This is a genomic window from Brachybacterium sp. 107, from assembly GCF_052379725.1.
In the GTDB taxonomy this organism is placed as follows: Bacteria; Actinomycetota; Actinomycetes; order Actinomycetales; family Dermabacteraceae; genus Brachybacterium.
The window spans coordinates 82,940-96,609 of sequence record NZ_JBQSYW010000008.1 but is presented as its reverse complement, the minus strand read 5'-3'; the positions used below and the strand labels follow the sequence as shown (position 1 = coordinate 96,609).

At 71.1% G+C, this 13,670-nt stretch carries 12 protein-coding genes; 1 reads left to right on the top strand and 11 read right to left on the bottom strand.

The genetic code is table 11. From position 1 onward, the window contains the following. Positions 1-11: 11 nt before the first annotated feature. The 11 genes from ACT3UL_RS10885 to ACT3UL_RS10835 form a co-directional block, all read right to left on the bottom strand. Positions 12-425 carry a fluoride efflux transporter FluC gene (locus ACT3UL_RS10885; protein WP_444578249.1) on the bottom strand — a complete coding sequence of 138 codons (414 nt, stop codon included), beginning with the start codon at positions 423-425 and terminating at the stop codon, positions 12-14. Next, positions 422-1,222 carry a fluoride efflux transporter FluC gene (locus tag ACT3UL_RS10880; RefSeq protein ID WP_444578248.1) on the bottom strand — a complete coding sequence of 267 codons (801 nt, stop codon included), beginning with the start codon at positions 1,220-1,222 and terminating at the stop codon, positions 422-424. Before ACT3UL_RS10880 ends, ACT3UL_RS10885 begins: the two co-directional genes overlap by 4 nt. Positions 1,223-1,363: 141 nt before the next feature. Then, the gene (locus tag ACT3UL_RS10875) at positions 1,364-2,902 is read right to left on the bottom strand and encodes a dihydrolipoamide acetyltransferase family protein (RefSeq protein ID WP_444578247.1); all 1,539 of its coding nucleotides are present in this window, start codon (positions 2,900-2,902) and stop codon (positions 1,364-1,366) included. Positions 2,903-2,933: 31 nt separating this feature from the next. Continuing rightward, positions 2,934-3,917 (bottom strand): alpha-ketoacid dehydrogenase subunit beta, encoded by a 984-nt coding sequence (locus ACT3UL_RS10870; RefSeq protein ID WP_444578246.1) that lies wholly within the window; start codon positions 3,915-3,917, stop codon positions 2,934-2,936. Continuing rightward, the gene (locus ACT3UL_RS10865; protein WP_444578303.1) at positions 3,914-5,062 is read right to left on the bottom strand and encodes a thiamine pyrophosphate-dependent dehydrogenase E1 component subunit alpha; all 1,149 of its coding nucleotides are present in this window, start codon (positions 5,060-5,062) and stop codon (positions 3,914-3,916) included. The genes ACT3UL_RS10870 and ACT3UL_RS10865 overlap by 4 nt, the downstream gene beginning before the upstream one ends. 136 nt (positions 5,063-5,198) lie before the next feature. Beyond that, positions 5,199-6,059, bottom strand: a complete 861-nt coding sequence (locus tag ACT3UL_RS10860; protein ID WP_444578245.1) for a MurR/RpiR family transcriptional regulator — start codon at positions 6,057-6,059, stop codon at positions 5,199-5,201. Continuing rightward, positions 6,056-7,399 carry an anhydro-N-acetylmuramic acid kinase gene (locus ACT3UL_RS10855; RefSeq protein ID WP_444578244.1) on the bottom strand — a complete coding sequence of 448 codons (1,344 nt, stop codon included), beginning with the start codon at positions 7,397-7,399 and terminating at the stop codon, positions 6,056-6,058. Before ACT3UL_RS10855 ends, ACT3UL_RS10860 begins: the two co-directional genes overlap by 4 nt. Further along, complete coding sequence (locus ACT3UL_RS10850) at positions 7,399-8,880, bottom strand: glycoside hydrolase family 3 N-terminal domain-containing protein (RefSeq protein ID WP_444578243.1); 1,482 nt, start codon at positions 8,878-8,880, stop codon at positions 7,399-7,401. The genes ACT3UL_RS10855 and ACT3UL_RS10850 overlap by 1 nt, the downstream gene beginning before the upstream one ends. Then, a complete protein-coding gene (locus tag ACT3UL_RS10845) occupies positions 8,880-9,707 on the bottom strand; it encodes a carbohydrate ABC transporter permease (RefSeq protein WP_444578242.1) in 828 nt (275 codons plus the stop codon). Before ACT3UL_RS10845 ends, ACT3UL_RS10850 begins: the two co-directional genes overlap by 1 nt. After that, positions 9,704-10,678, bottom strand: coding sequence for a carbohydrate ABC transporter permease (locus tag ACT3UL_RS10840; protein WP_444578241.1), 975 nt, complete (start codon positions 10,676-10,678; stop codon positions 9,704-9,706). The genes ACT3UL_RS10845 and ACT3UL_RS10840 overlap by 4 nt, the downstream gene beginning before the upstream one ends. Further along, the gene (locus ACT3UL_RS10835) at positions 10,675-11,964 is read right to left on the bottom strand and encodes a sugar ABC transporter substrate-binding protein (RefSeq protein ID WP_444578240.1); all 1,290 of its coding nucleotides are present in this window, start codon (positions 11,962-11,964) and stop codon (positions 10,675-10,677) included. The genes ACT3UL_RS10840 and ACT3UL_RS10835 overlap by 4 nt, the downstream gene beginning before the upstream one ends. Positions 11,965-12,379: 415 nt before the next feature. On the opposite strand from ACT3UL_RS10835, the gene ACT3UL_RS10830 reads away from it, so the two are divergent. After that, positions 12,380-13,600, top strand: a complete 1,221-nt coding sequence (locus ACT3UL_RS10830; RefSeq protein ID WP_444578239.1) for a CPBP family glutamic-type intramembrane protease — start codon at positions 12,380-12,382, stop codon at positions 13,598-13,600. The last annotated feature ends 70 nt before the right edge of the window (positions 13,601-13,670 follow it).

The following is a 13,670-nucleotide window of genomic DNA, read 5'->3' as shown; positions in this document are numbered from 1 at the left end:
AGCGACAGCGGTCACGAAGCGATCACCAAGCCGATCCACAGCGCGGCCATCCCGGTGCCGATCGAGAGCAGGAAGTACCCGACGGAGATCGCGAAGCTGTCACGGCGGATCAGGTCGACCACATCGAGGGCGGCGGTGGAGAGCGTGGAGAGTCCCCCGCAGAAGCCGACTCCGACCAGCAGGAAGCCCATCTCTGCGACTCCGGAGACCGCGGACCCCAGGCGGGCCACCGCGATCCCGAGCAGGAGGCAGGCGAGCACGTTCGCGAGCAGGGTCAGCCACGGCTTCATGCGCACGTCACCCTGGTTCGACCGGCGGGCGGCGAGGCGCATCCCGGCCTCGCGGAGCCACCAGCGCAGCGCCGATCCGGCGCCGCCGCCGATGCCCACCAGCAGCGTTCCCAGCAGAATGGCCCCCGCGCTCATGGTGTGTCCTCCGCGTCCGGCGTCTCCCGCGTCTCCCGCGTGGCTCGATGGCTGTGGCCACCCTGATCGCGCTGATCGCTGTAGCCGCTCTCCCCGTCAGGGTCACGGTGATCGCGCTGATCGCTGCGCAGGCTCTCCTCGTCCAGCTCGTCGTACCCATCCAGGTCGTCGACGACGCTCAGGATGTCGGGATCCGTCGACCCGTCCGCCCCATCCGACTCGTCCGCGCCGTCCGGAGTCTCCGACGGGGAGCGGGTTTCGTGAGCCAGGGCGGCCCGTCGCCCGACGAGGAGCCCGGCCACCGTCGCCGCGAGGCAGAAGACCACCGTGAGCAGGGCGTACCCGAAAGCCACCAGGGGGAAATCCGCTCCGACCATCGCCGAGCCCTCGAGGACCACCGTGGACATGGTGGTGAACCCGCCGCAGAGGCCGACGCCGAGCAGCGGCTGCACCCAGGGACGTCCGGGTCGCGCCTCGAGGGCGCCGGTCAGCAGTCCCAGCCCCAGGCAGCCCAGCAGGTTGACCCAGAATGTGGCCCAGGGCAGCTCGACGAGGGTGGGGGTCGTGACGGTGGGGATGATCAGCGAGACCGCGTAGCGCAGCATCGCACCCGCTGCTCCGCCCCCGGCGACCAGCAGAGCGATCTTCCACGAGGGCAACGGGACCTGCACGGGCCCGGAGCCGAAGGTGTCCGTGGCCTGGTCGAGGTCGTCGAACCGCAGCGCGGCCATCTCGACCGTGTGCATCCGCGGATCGTCGCGGCGCGAGGTCGAGGGCGGGGGTGGGCTCGGAGTCACCGGATCAGGGTACCGAGGACCGCGGTGGGGAGATCACAGGATGTCCCCGATCTGACGTCTCTGCGCGGATCCTCACTCGCCACGGCCCTGCACCGTCCGCTCGGCCCCGGACCAGCCCCATCGGCTCCGGACCAGTCCCCATCAGCCCCAGACCAGACCCAGGGCGGGATCCTCCAGGACGGCGGAGATGTCGCGGAGCAGCTCGGAGCCGAGTGCACCGTCGATCAGACGGTGGTCGAAGCTCAGCGCCAGCTGGGCGACCTTGCGGATCTCGATCTTCCCGTCGACCACCCAGGGCTTCTCCTTGATGGCGCCCACGCCGAGGATCACGGACTCCCCCGGGTTGAGGATCGGGGTGCCGGAATCGATGCCGAACACGCCGAAGTTGGTGACCGTGATGGTCCCGTCCCGGGTGTCGGAGAGAGAGGTGCGCCCGGCCCGGGCGGTCTTGGCGAGGTCGTTGATCCCCTCGGCCAGCTCCCGCAGCGTCATCAGATGCGCATCCTTGAGGTTCGGCACGATGAGCCCACGAGGGGTCGCCGCGGCGATGCCCAGGTTCACGAAGTGCTTGTAGACGATCTCCTGGTCCTTCTCGCTCCAGGATGCATTGACCTCGGGGTTGCGACGGATCGCGACCAGCAGCGCCTTCGCGACCACCACCAGCGGGCTGACCTTGACGTCGGCCCACTCCCGGGACGCCCGGAGATCCGAGACGATCTGCACGGTGCGGGTCATGTCGATCTCGTTGAACACCGTCACGTGCGGGGCGGTGAAGGCCGATGCCACCATCGCCTCCGCGGTCCGCTTGCGCACGGAGCGGATCGGCACCCGCGTGGTGCGGTCATCGCTCGTGACCCCGGCGAAGGACTGGTCGCGGGTGGACTTCATCGCGCCTCCCAGGCCTTCGGGCACCTGCGGCGACTCCTCGGGGAAGTACTCGCCGTCCTGTTCGGCGCCACCGCTGGGGACGTCGCCGCCGATCGCCCGCTGCTGTGCGGCGAGCACGTCGCTGCGGGTCACGGTGCCGTCGGGCCCCGTCGCGAACACATCGGCGAGGGCGACGCCGAGGTCCCGGGCGAGCTTGCGCACCGGGGGCTTGGCGAGGATGCGGTCGATCGGCACCTGCTGACCGTCGTCCTGCGCGCTGCGACGCCGACGACGGCGCTGCGGGGCCGCCTTCGCGCCATAGCCGACGAGGTTCTTGGGCTCTCCGTCGGCGGCCGAGGACGCAGACTCTGCCGGCTCCTGCTGCGGAGCGACCTCGGCGGCCGTCTGCACGTCGTCCGCCGCAGACCCGGCGGCCGGGGCCGAGGCGGCATCGGCGGCAGCCGTGGCGTCGGAGCCAGATGTGGGGGCTCCTGCGCCAGACGCAGGGGGGTCGGCCGGAGCGGACGGTGCCGGCCCTCCGGCGGTGTCGACACGGAGCAGCGGGGTGCCCACGGGGATCTCGTCGCCCACGGCCACCAGGATCTCGACCACGGTGCCTCCCACATGGCTGGGGAGCTCGACAGCGCTCTTCGCGGTCTCCACCTCGACCACCGCATCGTTGATGGCGATGGTGTCGCCCACGGCGACCTTGATGTCGATGATCTCGGCCTCGGTCAGGCCCTCACCGGGATCGGTGAGCGCGATCGTCACGATCGAGGAGGAGTTCGCAGTCGGGTCTGACTCGTGTGTCATGGGGCAATCCTTTCACGCAGGCGCGTGGACGTCAGTGCTCGAGCAGGCGGTCCACGCCGTCGAGCACGCGGTCGAGGTCGGGGAGGTAGGCGTGCTCCATGCGCGCCGGCGGGTACGGGAGGTGGTAGCCGCCCACGCGCAGCACGGGGGCCTCCAGGTGGTAGAAGCACTCCTCGGAGATGCGGGCGGCGATCTCTCCGCCGAGGCCGCCGAGCACCGGCGCCTCGTGGGTGATCAGGAGCCGCCCGGTGCGCTTCACCGAGGCGGCGATCGTCGGATAGTCGATGGGTGCCAGGGAGCGGGCGTCGATGACCTCCAGGTCGATGCCGTCCTCGGCGGCGGCCTCCGCGCTCTCGAGCGCGAGCGGCATGCTCGGCCCCCAGGCCAGCAGGGTCGCGTCGGTCCCGGGCCGCACCACCTCCGCCTGCCACGCGGACAGCTCGGGGCGCTCGTCGGGATCCACATCGCCCTTGACCCAGTAGCGCTTCTTGGGCTCGAACACGATGACGGGGTCCTCGCACTCGATGGCCTGACGGGTCATCCAGTAGGCGTCGTGCGCGTTCGAGGGCGCCAGGATCCGCAGGCCGGCGGTGTGCGCGAACAGCGCCTCCGGGCTCTCCGAGTGGTGCTCGATCGCCCCGATGCCGCCGCCGTGCGGGATGCGGATCACGATCGGCATGTGCACCGCGCCGTTCGTGCGGTTGTGCATCTTCGCGACCTGCGTGGTGATCTGGTTGAACGCCGGGAACACGAACCCGTCGAACTGGATCTCGACCACCGGTCGGTAGCCGCGCACGGCCAGACCCACGGAGGTTCCCACGATCCCGGCCTCCGCGAGCGGGGTGTCGACCACGCGCTGGGAGCCGAACTCGGAGTGCAGGCCGTCGGTGACGCGGAAGACGCCGCCGAGCACGCCGATGTCCTCGCCCATCAGCAGGACCTTGTCGTCCGCGCGCATGGCGTCGCGGAGCCCGGCGGTGATCGCCTTGGCGATCGGGAGGGTGGTGCTGCTCATGCGCGCTCCCCGTTCTGCTCGGCGCTGTCGCCGGCGTCGCTCTCGTCCTCGAACTGGGCGATGTACTCCAGGTACTGCTCGCGCTCGGCCTCGACGATCGGATGGGGCTCGGCGTACGCGTGGGTGAACATGCCCACCGGATCCGGGTCCTCCATGCCGTGGATGTGGTGGTGCAGCTGCATGGCGAGGTCGTGGGCCTCCTCGTCGCAGCGGGCGATGAACGCCTCATCGATCTCCCCGAGCTGCTCGAGGTGACGCCGCAGGCGCAGGATCGGGTCCTTCTCGGCCCACTCCTCCTCCTCGGACGAGGGACGGTAGCGGGAGGCGTCGTCGCTGGTGGTGTGCGCGGCCATGCGGTAGGTGACCGCCTCGATGAATCGCGGCCCCTCCCCCGCACGGGCCGCGTCGAGCCCGTCGCGCACGGCGGCGAGGACCGCGAGCACGTCGTTGCCGTCCACGCGCACCGAGGGGATGCCCCAGCCGCGGGAGCGCTGCGCGAGCGGCACCCGGGTCTGCACCGAGGTGGGCACGGAGATCGCCCACTGGTTGTTCTGGGTGAAGAAGACGACGGGCGCCTGGAAGGAGGCGGCGAAGGTGAAGGACTCCGAGACCTCCCCCTCGCTCGAGGCGCCGTCGCCGAACAGCGCCAGCACGGCGGTGTCGGTCTGCTTCTCGCCGGTCCCCACGACGCCGTCGCGCTGCAGGCCCATGGCGTAGCCGACGGCGTGCGGGGCCTGGGAGCCGAGCACGATCATGTAGGGGTGGGTGCGCAGCGCGTTGGGGTCCCAGCCGCCGTGGCTGACCCCACGGAAGGACTCCAGCAGGCGCCAGGGCTCGATGCCACGAGCCCAGGCGATGCCGTGCTCGCGGTAGGTCGGCACCAGGTAGTCCTGCTCGCGGGAGGCGTGCCCGGCGCCGATCTGGGCGGCTTCCTGGCCCAGGGCGCTCGCCCAGAGCCCGAGCTGGCCCTGGCGCTGCAGGTTCGTCGCCTCGAGGTCGGCCGCACGGATCATCACCATGTCGCGGTAGTAGCCGCGCAGGCGCTCCGGGGAGGCGAGGTCGTCCTCGCCCCCGCTCCCGGCGATCACGGCATCGAGCTCGGGATGGGGGGTGCGGGTGCCGTCGGGCGCCAGGAGCTGGACCATCGGCTCCTGGGCCGCGACATCAGGGATCGTGGATCGGAAAACGCTCACGACGGTAGCGTAACTTACGGAACCGTAAGGTCAAGGTTCTGCCGCACCGTGCGGCAGATCCCATGCTGCCGCAGAGCCCCCGATCGGGTCAGGATCGACGGCTCTCCAGCGCGATCCGGGTCCGCTCGAGGGCCGCGGCGCCGGCATCGGGCAACGAGGTCGACAGCGCGATGAGCAGGCAGTCCGCGATGGTCAGCTGGGCGATCCGGGAGGACGTCGCCCCCGCGCGGAAGGACGGCTCGCGGGACGCGGTCAGCAGCACCAGCTCGCTGCTGCGGGCCAACGGGCTGGCCGGGGACCCCGTGATCACGAGGGTGCGCGCTCCCGCCCGTCGGGCGACCTCCTGGGCATCGAGCACATCCCTGGTGCGGCCTCCATCCGAGATCGCCACCAGACAGTCCTGCTCCCCGAGGCCGCTCGCCGCCGGCAGCGCATCATGCGCACTGGTCAGCGCCTGCGCCGAGAACCCCAGCCGGGTCAGCTTGTACTGGAGATCGGTCGCGGTCAGGCCCGAGGCCCCCATGCCGACGAGGTTGATCCGGCGCGAGGAGCTCAGCATCGCCGCGGCCTTCTCGAGCTGGCCCAGGTCCAGCAGGCGCACCGTGTCCCGCACGGCACGGGCATCGGCCGCGGCGATCCGTGCCACGTTGGTCTCGAGCGGATCCGCGGGATCGATGTCGAGCGGGAACGCGAGGTCACCCTCGTGGGCCGCAGCGCGCACCGTCTCCTCCACCAGCGCCGCACGGAAGTCCCGGTACCCGGTGCAGCCCATCTCGCGGGCGAAGTTGACCACCGAGGACTGCGCGCAGCCCGCGGCCTCGGCGAGCTGGTCGATGGTGAGGCGTCCGGCGGCCAGCGGATCGGCGAGCACCACGTCGGCGATACGCCGCAGCGCCGGTTGGAGGTCATCCCGTCGCCCGCGGATCCCCTGCAGCAGAGGGGCGCTCATCGCCCCGGCCCCGGCCTCGACTCCAGCCCCGGCACGATCTCGAGGCGGCCGACGGGGAGCTCGTCGAGGTCTCCGCGCCGGCCCCGCAGGCCGTGCGGCGGCAGGAGCGAGCCGAGCACCATCGGGGTGCGCGCGCCGGTGTGCGAGGTGCCGTCGGCACGGGTCAGGGTGCCGGGGAGGCCGTGGGCGCTGAGGTACCCGAGCAGGGCGATGAGGAGCGCCTCCTTGCCGTCGGCCGGGATCCCCAGCTCATCGGCGTCCAGCAGCGGGATCGGCGCCAGCTGCGCGGCGAGGCGTTCGCGCAGCAGGGGGTTGCGGATGCCGCCGCCCGAGGCGACGACGCGGCTCGCCCCGACCACCGCGATCGCCCGGGCGATCGTCACGGCGGTGAGCTCGGTGAGCGTGGCCAGCAGGTCAGGCAGCGCGAGGGCGTCGATCGCGTCGTCGCCCGCTCCCCCGCCCGTGGCTCCAGCTCCCGCCCCGGCGCTTGCTCCAGCTCCGTCGGCGGCTCCGGCTCCGGCTCCGAGCATCCGTCGCACGTACTGGCCGTCGAAGTGCTCCCGGCCCGTGGAGCGCGGCAGGGGCTGCGCGTAGAACGGATCGCCGAGCAGTCGGCGCAGGGCGGCCGCATCGACCGTGCCGGTGCGCGCGATCCGCGCGTCGAGATCCGCGCTCGCCCCGGTCGCGGCGTGCACCGCGGCATCGAGCAGGGCGTTGCCAGGACCCAGATCCCCGGCAACGACCCCGCTCCCGCGCTCGTCCTCGCCCCCGTTCCCGCCCTCGTTCCCGCCATTCCCGCCCACGACGCTCACATTGGAGATCCCGCCGATGTTGAGCACGGCGGTGCGCTCGCCCCGGTCGCCGCCCAGCAGCAGCTGGTCCAGCATCGGCACCAGGGGTGCACCCTGGCCGCCGGCGGCGACGTCGGCGCTGCGGAAGTCGTGGATCACCGCAGTCCCCGTGGCCGCGACGATGCGGGAGGCATCCCCGATCTGCAGGGTGCCCGCCACGCGGCCGTCCTCCTGCACGTCGTGGTACATCGTCTGGCCGTGCGTCGCCACGAGATCGGCGCCTCCATGGCGGGAGAGGACCTCGGCGGCTGCCCCGGCGAACGCCTCTCCCACGGCGGCGTGCAGGCGGCTCCAGGTGGCGACGTCCGCCGGCGCCGGAGGCAGGGCGGCGATCAGTGCTTCGCGCGTGCCCTCCGGCCAGGGCTGCTCGCCGACGTGCACCAGACGCGCCGTCAGGACGCTCGGCTCCCGGGGATCCCGGGCGAACTCCACCAGGGCCACGTCGATCGCGTCGAGGCTGGTCCCGGACATCATGCCGAGGACCCGCATCAGGGCTTCCCGTCCAGCAGGAGGTCCACGGCCGCGCGCATCATCGTGCGGCCCGCGCCGTGGGCGAGGACCAGGTGGCGATGGTCGGGAGCCGCATCGGGCACCCCCACGTGGACCACGATCGCGTCGGGCCGACGTCGGAGCAGCACGGCGAGGCGCTCCCCCTCCTCAGGATTGCTGCGGGGCAGTCGGGTGATCGCCACGACCTGGGCGTCGGCGTCGATCTGTTCGGGATAGTCGGGGACGTCGGCCCGCACTCCCCGGTCGCGCAGCGCCTGGATCAGCTGCTCGGAGCGCGCCCCCGAGGCATGGTTCGCGCGCGCCCGCAGGTCGAGCACGGCCGTCGGCCCGAGGCCGAGCCGCGCGTCGCGGGAGCGGACCGCGCGTGCGGCGGCAGCGGCCCCGAGCTGCTCGGCGCGGGCCAGCACCTCGGTCAGATCGCGGGCGGGGACGAAGCGGCGCCGCGTGCGCAGACCCCGGCAGTGCTCGCGGGTGCGCACAGCCCGGGCGTGGAGCGCCTCCCGGCCCAGTCGCCCGGTGTCCACGGCGGCGAGGATCGCGTCATGGGCCTCGCGCACCATCTGCTCGTCGTCGCGGCGGATCGACGTGCCCAGGCACAGCAGATCGGCACCGGACTCCAGCGCGCGCACGGCGGCCTCCCCGTAGCCGGGGTCCCGGGCGACGGCCGCCATGTCCAGGGCGTCGGTGATCAGCAGCCCGCGGAACGTGCCGCCCGCGGCCCGGTCCAGCAGCGGCCTCGCCCAGGGCGAGATCGAAGCCGGTCCCTCGCCGAGGGCGGGGACCAGGACATGGGCGGTCATCACCGCGTCCAGCCAGGGCACGATCCGGAACGGGGCCAGGTGGTCGCGCTCGAACTCGGCGCGATCGAGGTCGATCCGCGGCAGGGCGGTGTGGGAGTCGGTCGAGGTGGCGCCGTGGCCCGGGAAATGCTTGGCGCAGGTGCCCAATCCGGCCTCGATCAGCCCGGTGGCGAAAGCGCGGGCGTGGGCGGCGACCCGATCCGGATCGTCGCTGTAGGCGCGGGTCCCGATCACCGGGTTCGCGGGGTCGGTGGAGACGTCCAGCACCGGGGCGAGGTCGAGGTCCACGTCGCATGCCGCGAGGACGTCGCCGAGGGCGTGGCCCGCGTGGCGGGTCAGCTCGATGTCGTCGACCTCCCCCAGCGCCCAGGCGGTGGGCAGGGAGGACCCGGTGGCGGACTGGATGCGGGTGACATCCCCGCCCTCCTCGTCTATCGCCACGATGCAGTCCTCGGAGCGGGCATGCACCGCGCGCGACAATGCCCGGGTGGTCGCCGGGTCCGGCGTGTTGTGCCCGAACAGGATCACCGAGGCGAGGCCGGCATCGAGCGCCTCGCCGATCCAGGGTGGCAGAGCGGTGCCGGTGAACGGCGCCATGAGCACCCCGAGCACGTCGGCATCCCACGGCCGGGGGGCGGCGTCCGTCGGGGTGGTCGTCATCAGCCCTTCACCGCCCCTGCCGTGAGGCCGGAGGCGAGGTTGCGCTGGACCAGCACGAAGAAGATCACCACGGGCAGCGTGATCACGGTCGAGGCGGCCATGACGCTGCCCCAGTCCGCGGAGTTCTGGGTGAAGAAGGTCCGCAGGCCCACGCCGACGGTGTACTTGGTGCTGTCCTGCATGAAGGTCAGGGCGAAGATGAATTCGTTCCAGGCGGTGATGAAGGAGAACACGGAGGTCGCCACGAGTCCGGGTGCCACCAGCGGCAGCAGGATCGAGCGGAACATCCGCCCCCAGGTCGCACCGTCCATGTACGCCGCCTCCTCGAGCTCCTTGGGCACCGCCGCGACGAAGCCGCGCAGGTTCCAGATCGCAAACGGGAGCGAGAAGCTCAGGTACACGATCGTCAGACCCAACAGGGAGTTGAGCATATTCAAGTTCCGCGCCTGGAGGAAGAGGGGGATGACCAGAGCTTCCAGCGGGACCATCTGCACCATGAGCACCATGATCAGCACCTGGGTGCGGAGCCGGAAGCGGAACCGGGCCACGGCCACAGCGGCCAGCAGCGCCACGATCGCCGAGAGCACCACGGTGCCCACCGAGACGATCACGGAGACCTTCACGTAGCGCAGGAAGCCTTCGTCCACGAGGACGTGGCGGAAGTGGTCGAGCGTGAAGCCCGACGGGAGCAGGCTCGCGCCGCGGGACAGCGGACTGGTGTCCACCGCGGTGGTGACCATCCAGTAGCAGGGGAACAGGCTCAGGGAGATCAGCAGCACGATGCCGAGCACCTTCCCGACCTGGCCGGCAGGGGTCGGTCGGTTCACAGCTCGTCCTCCTTCATGAGCACGCGGAGGTAGATCACGGAGATCACCAGCAGCAGCGCGGTCAGCAGCACCGCGATCGTCGAGCCCATGCCGTACTCGCCCTGGGCGAAGGACTGGGTGTACGACCACACGCCGAGGTTCATGACCTCACGGGTGGAGCCGTCGCCACCGGGCATGAGGTAGATCTGCACGAACACCTTGAAGTCCCAGATCGTCGACAGGATCACGCAGACGGCGATGATCGGCCGCAGCGCGGGCACGGTGACGTTCCAGAAGCGGCGCCAGGCGGTGGCACCATCCATGGCCGCGGCCTCGTACAGCTCCTTGGGCACGGTCATCAGGCCGGCCAGCATGGTCACCGCGATGAACGGGAAGCCGTGGTAGACGACGTTGATGGTGGCGATCGCATAGAAGGTCCACCGGTTGGTGAACCAGTTGAAGGTGCCGGCGTCCATCAGGCCACCGCTGTCGAGCAGGGTGATGACCAGCCCGGACTGCGGATCGAAGAGCCACACGAAGATGTAGGTGCCGGTCAGCGCCGGGATTGCCCAGGCGACCATCACCGCAGTCGTGCAGATGCTGCGCCAGGTGGTGCTGAGCGAGTTCAGGAACAGGGCCACCACGGTGCCGACGACCATCGTGAGCACCACGCACACGGCGGCGAAGCCCACCGTGTTGGGCAGGACCGTGGTCCACAGGAAGGGGTCGGTGAGCACCTGGACGAAGTTGTCCAGGCCGATGTAGTTGCTCTCGCCCTTCAGCAGATTGCGCAGCTCGTAGTCCTGGAGGGACAGGTCCAGCACCCGCGCCATCGGCCACAGCAGCAGGACCGCGAGGCAGATCAGGGCGGGAGCGAGCAGCGTCCAGGGCAGGGCGAGCTTGCGCACGCGCCGCCCGAGCGGGACGGTGCGGGGCGCCAGCGGCTCCGCACCGTCGGGACGGGTCCTCTCGAGAGTGGTCGGGGTGCTCATTCGCCGAAGATCTTGTCCATCTCCGCAGCGGCGGTGTCTGCGGCATCCTGGACCGGGGTGCCGCCGAGGATCGAGGAGACCAGCGTGCTCATGGTCTTCGCACCCTCGATCTTCCCCCAGGACGGGGTCACCGGCACGGACTTGCCGCCCTCGGTCATCTGCGTGGCGAAGACCTTGGTGAGGTCGTCGCCGCCCTCGACGATCTCGTCGAGCGCGTCGATGGTGCCGGGGAAGTAGTTGGTCTCCTCGGCCCAGCGGGTGGCGAAGTCGCCGGTGGTGACGAGCTTGATGAGCTCGAACGCCAGCTCGGGCTCCGAGGACTCGGTGAAGCGACACATGAGCGAGCCGCCCAGGAAGGACGGTGCGACGGCCGAGTCCTTGGCCGGGATCGTGAAGGCCACAAGCTTCTCGGCGAGCTCCGGATTGTCCTGGCGGATGGTCGCGGGAACCCAGGAGCCGGTGATGAACATCGGCACCTTCTCCTGCAGGAACTCCGCGAGAGCCTCGGTCTCCACCCAGGTGTTCGCTGCGGCGGTCGAGGAGTTGTGCTTCAGCGCGAGGTCCGTGTACCAGGTCAGGCCCTCGACGGCCTCGGGGGCATTGATGGTGGCCGTGAACGCACCGTCGTCGTCCGTGGCGATCTCGCCACCGGCGCCCCAGACGAACGGCGTCGCCGAGAAGATGCTCGCCCCCGGGACCGGGAACGAGATCCAGTCGGGATTGTGCTTCTCGAGGGTGGTGATCATGGTCAGCAGGTCGTCCCAGCTCTCGGGCTGCGTGTTGACCCCGGCCTCCTCGAGCATGTCCTTGTTGCCGAGGATCGATCGCACACCGGCGTACCAGGGCATGCCGTACATGACGCCGTCCAGGGTGCCCGCCTCGACGAGTCCCTCGACCAGGCCGTCGGTGAGCCCTGCGGCCTCGATGTCCTCGGTGAGGTCGTCCAGGCCGCCGGCGTCGGCGAACTCGGGGACCCAGGTGGTGCCGACCTCGGCGACGTCGGGGCCGGTGCCGCCGGCCATGGAGGTCACGAACTTGTCGTGGGCGCCGTCCCAGGGCTGGACCTGGACGTCGAGGGTCGCGCCGGTGGCTTCGGTGAATGCGGTCTTGAGCTCGTCGATGTAGTCGTCGGCGCTGGCGTTGGTCCCCTCCATCAGCCACATGGTGATGGTCTTGCCCTCGCCGTCGACCTTTCCGCCGTCGCCTCCGCCGTCACCGCAGGCTGCGAGGGCCAATGCTGCCGAGCCTGCCGCACCAGCGGCCAGGACCTGTCGTCGAGCGATCATGAGGACTCCTTCGTCGATTCACGGACTCGGCATCGGTCGGGAGGACCAGCCGGTGAGAAAACTTCATTCTCAAGCGTGACGAGTGTGAAGTTACCACTTCTTCGCCGCCGTGCCACCCTCGACCCCTGTCGTTCTCCGTGATTTCACCAACCCCCTTGCCGAATCGAGTGGACCGCGAGAGAGGGTCAGGCGTCCGAGCACCTCGTGCCGCGCGCCCTCTGCCCGTGGTCGACCCTGCGTCGGCCCTGCGTCGGCCGCGCGTCGACCCTGCGTCGGCACCCCGTCGGCCGCGCGTCGACCCTCCGTCGGCCCTCCGTCGACACTCCGTCGGACCTGCGTCGGCACTCTGCCGACCAAGGTCTAGACCCCACGCCAGCGCATTGACCGGCACCTCCCGGAGGGCAACCGTGGAGCCATGAGCACCCCCGTCCCACCTCCCGCCCAGGAGCCCGCTCCCCGTCCGCACCCCTGGGCCGCTCCGAGCACGCTCCTCCCGCCGGACCAGCGGTCGGATCGACAGGCCTCCCGGCCGACGGCCCGGACGACAGACAGGCCGACGGGTCGCCCGATGGGTCGCCCGACGACTCACGCAGCTCCCGAGGCGGTTGCCGGTCACCAGGCGCCCACCGTCCCCGTCGGGCGACCCGGCGTCCATTGGCGCAGCGTCCTCGTCTTCATCGCCGTCGCCTATGGGCTGTTCGCGCTCTGCGCGGCGCCGTTCTGGGTGCTCGAGGGCGGCATCGCCCATCCGCTGTACTCGCTCGTGGTCGGGGTGGGGATGTTCGCGCCGATGGCGGCGTCGATCGTGGTCGCCAAGCTCGTGGACCGCACCTCGTGGCGCGACGCCACCGGTCTGCGCTTCCGCGGGAAGTGGCGCCGGATCCTGCTGTGGGCGCCTCTGGCCACGCTCCTGGTGCTCGCCCTCAACGTCGCCACCGCCGTGATCATGGTGCTGCGCGGCGTGCCCGGCGATCTCACCGGCAGCACCTGGGCGGCCGAGGTCTCCCGCACCATGGCCGAGAGCGGGGCCGCGATGCCCACCGCCGGGGCGGTCGCGCTCGTCCTGGCCATCTCGGCGCTCGGCGTGCTGGTGACCGTGGTGCCCGCCCTCGGCGAGGAGATCGGCTGGCGGGGCTGGCTGTGGCGGGCGTTGAAGCCGATGGGTACGTGGCGCGCGATCGTGCTGGGCGGCGCGATCTGGTCGCTGTGGCACCTGCCGGTCACCCTGATCGGTCATAACTACACCGGGCTGCCCCGATGGGCGGCGGTGGCGATGTTCATCCCCGCGTGCATCACCCTGAACTACCTCTTCACCGCGATCACCGAGCGTGCAGGCGGCAACCCGATCCCGTCGGCCTTCGCCCACGCGACACTCAACTCGACCCTGGGCCTGGCGATCGGCGTGGTCGCCACGAGTGAGACGGCGGCCGGACTGAACTGGTTCCTGGATCTCCCCACGGGGCTGACCGGGATCGCCCTCATTACCGTCGTCGCCTTCGTGATCATGCCTCGCGGCCGACGGGACGACGACAGCGCGGTCGACCCCGAGCCGGCCTCCTCCACGACAGCGGCCCGATCAGGCGATCTGCCCCTGTCCGATAGCGATAGCAGGGACAGCACGATCGGCCGAGAGTGAGCTGGCACGGACAGGCGGTGGGAGGTGACGGCTGCCCGTCCTCTCCCACCGCCTGCTGGTCCCGCGCACG

Bases quoted from the DNA above. Each gene is read 5' to 3' on its own strand.
- ACT3UL_RS10865 (WP_444578303.1), bottom strand. From the start codon at position 5,062: ATGGTCCAGCTCCTGGCGCCCGACGGCACCCGCACCCCCCATCCCGAG.
- ACT3UL_RS10855 (WP_444578244.1), bottom strand. From the start codon at position 7,399: ATGCGGGTCCTCGGCATGATGTCCGGGACCAGCCTCGACGCGATCGAC.
- ACT3UL_RS10850 (WP_444578243.1), bottom strand. From the start codon at position 8,880: ATGACGACCACCCCGACGGACGCCGCCCCCCGGCCGTGGGATGCCGAC.
- ACT3UL_RS10840 (WP_444578241.1), bottom strand. From the start codon at position 10,678: ATGAGCACCCCGACCACTCTCGAGAGGACCCGTCCCGACGGTGCGGAG.
- ACT3UL_RS10870 (WP_444578246.1), bottom strand. From the start codon at position 3,917: ATGAGCAGCACCACCCTCCCGATCGCCAAGGCGATCACCGCCGGGCTC.
- ACT3UL_RS10830 (WP_444578239.1), top strand. From the start codon at position 12,380: ATGAGCACCCCCGTCCCACCTCCCGCCCAGGAGCCCGCTCCCCGTCCG.
- ACT3UL_RS10875 (WP_444578247.1), bottom strand. From the start codon at position 2,902: ATGACACACGAGTCAGACCCGACTGCGAACTCCTCCTCGATCGTGACG.
- ACT3UL_RS10860 (WP_444578245.1), bottom strand. From the start codon at position 6,059: ATGAGCGCCCCTCTGCTGCAGGGGATCCGCGGGCGACGGGATGACCTC.
- ACT3UL_RS10835 (WP_444578240.1), bottom strand. From the start codon at position 11,964: ATGATCGCTCGACGACAGGTCCTGGCCGCTGGTGCGGCAGGCTCGGCA.
- ACT3UL_RS10885 (WP_444578249.1), bottom strand. From the start codon at position 425: ATGAGCGCGGGGGCCATTCTGCTGGGAACGCTGCTGGTGGGCATCGGC.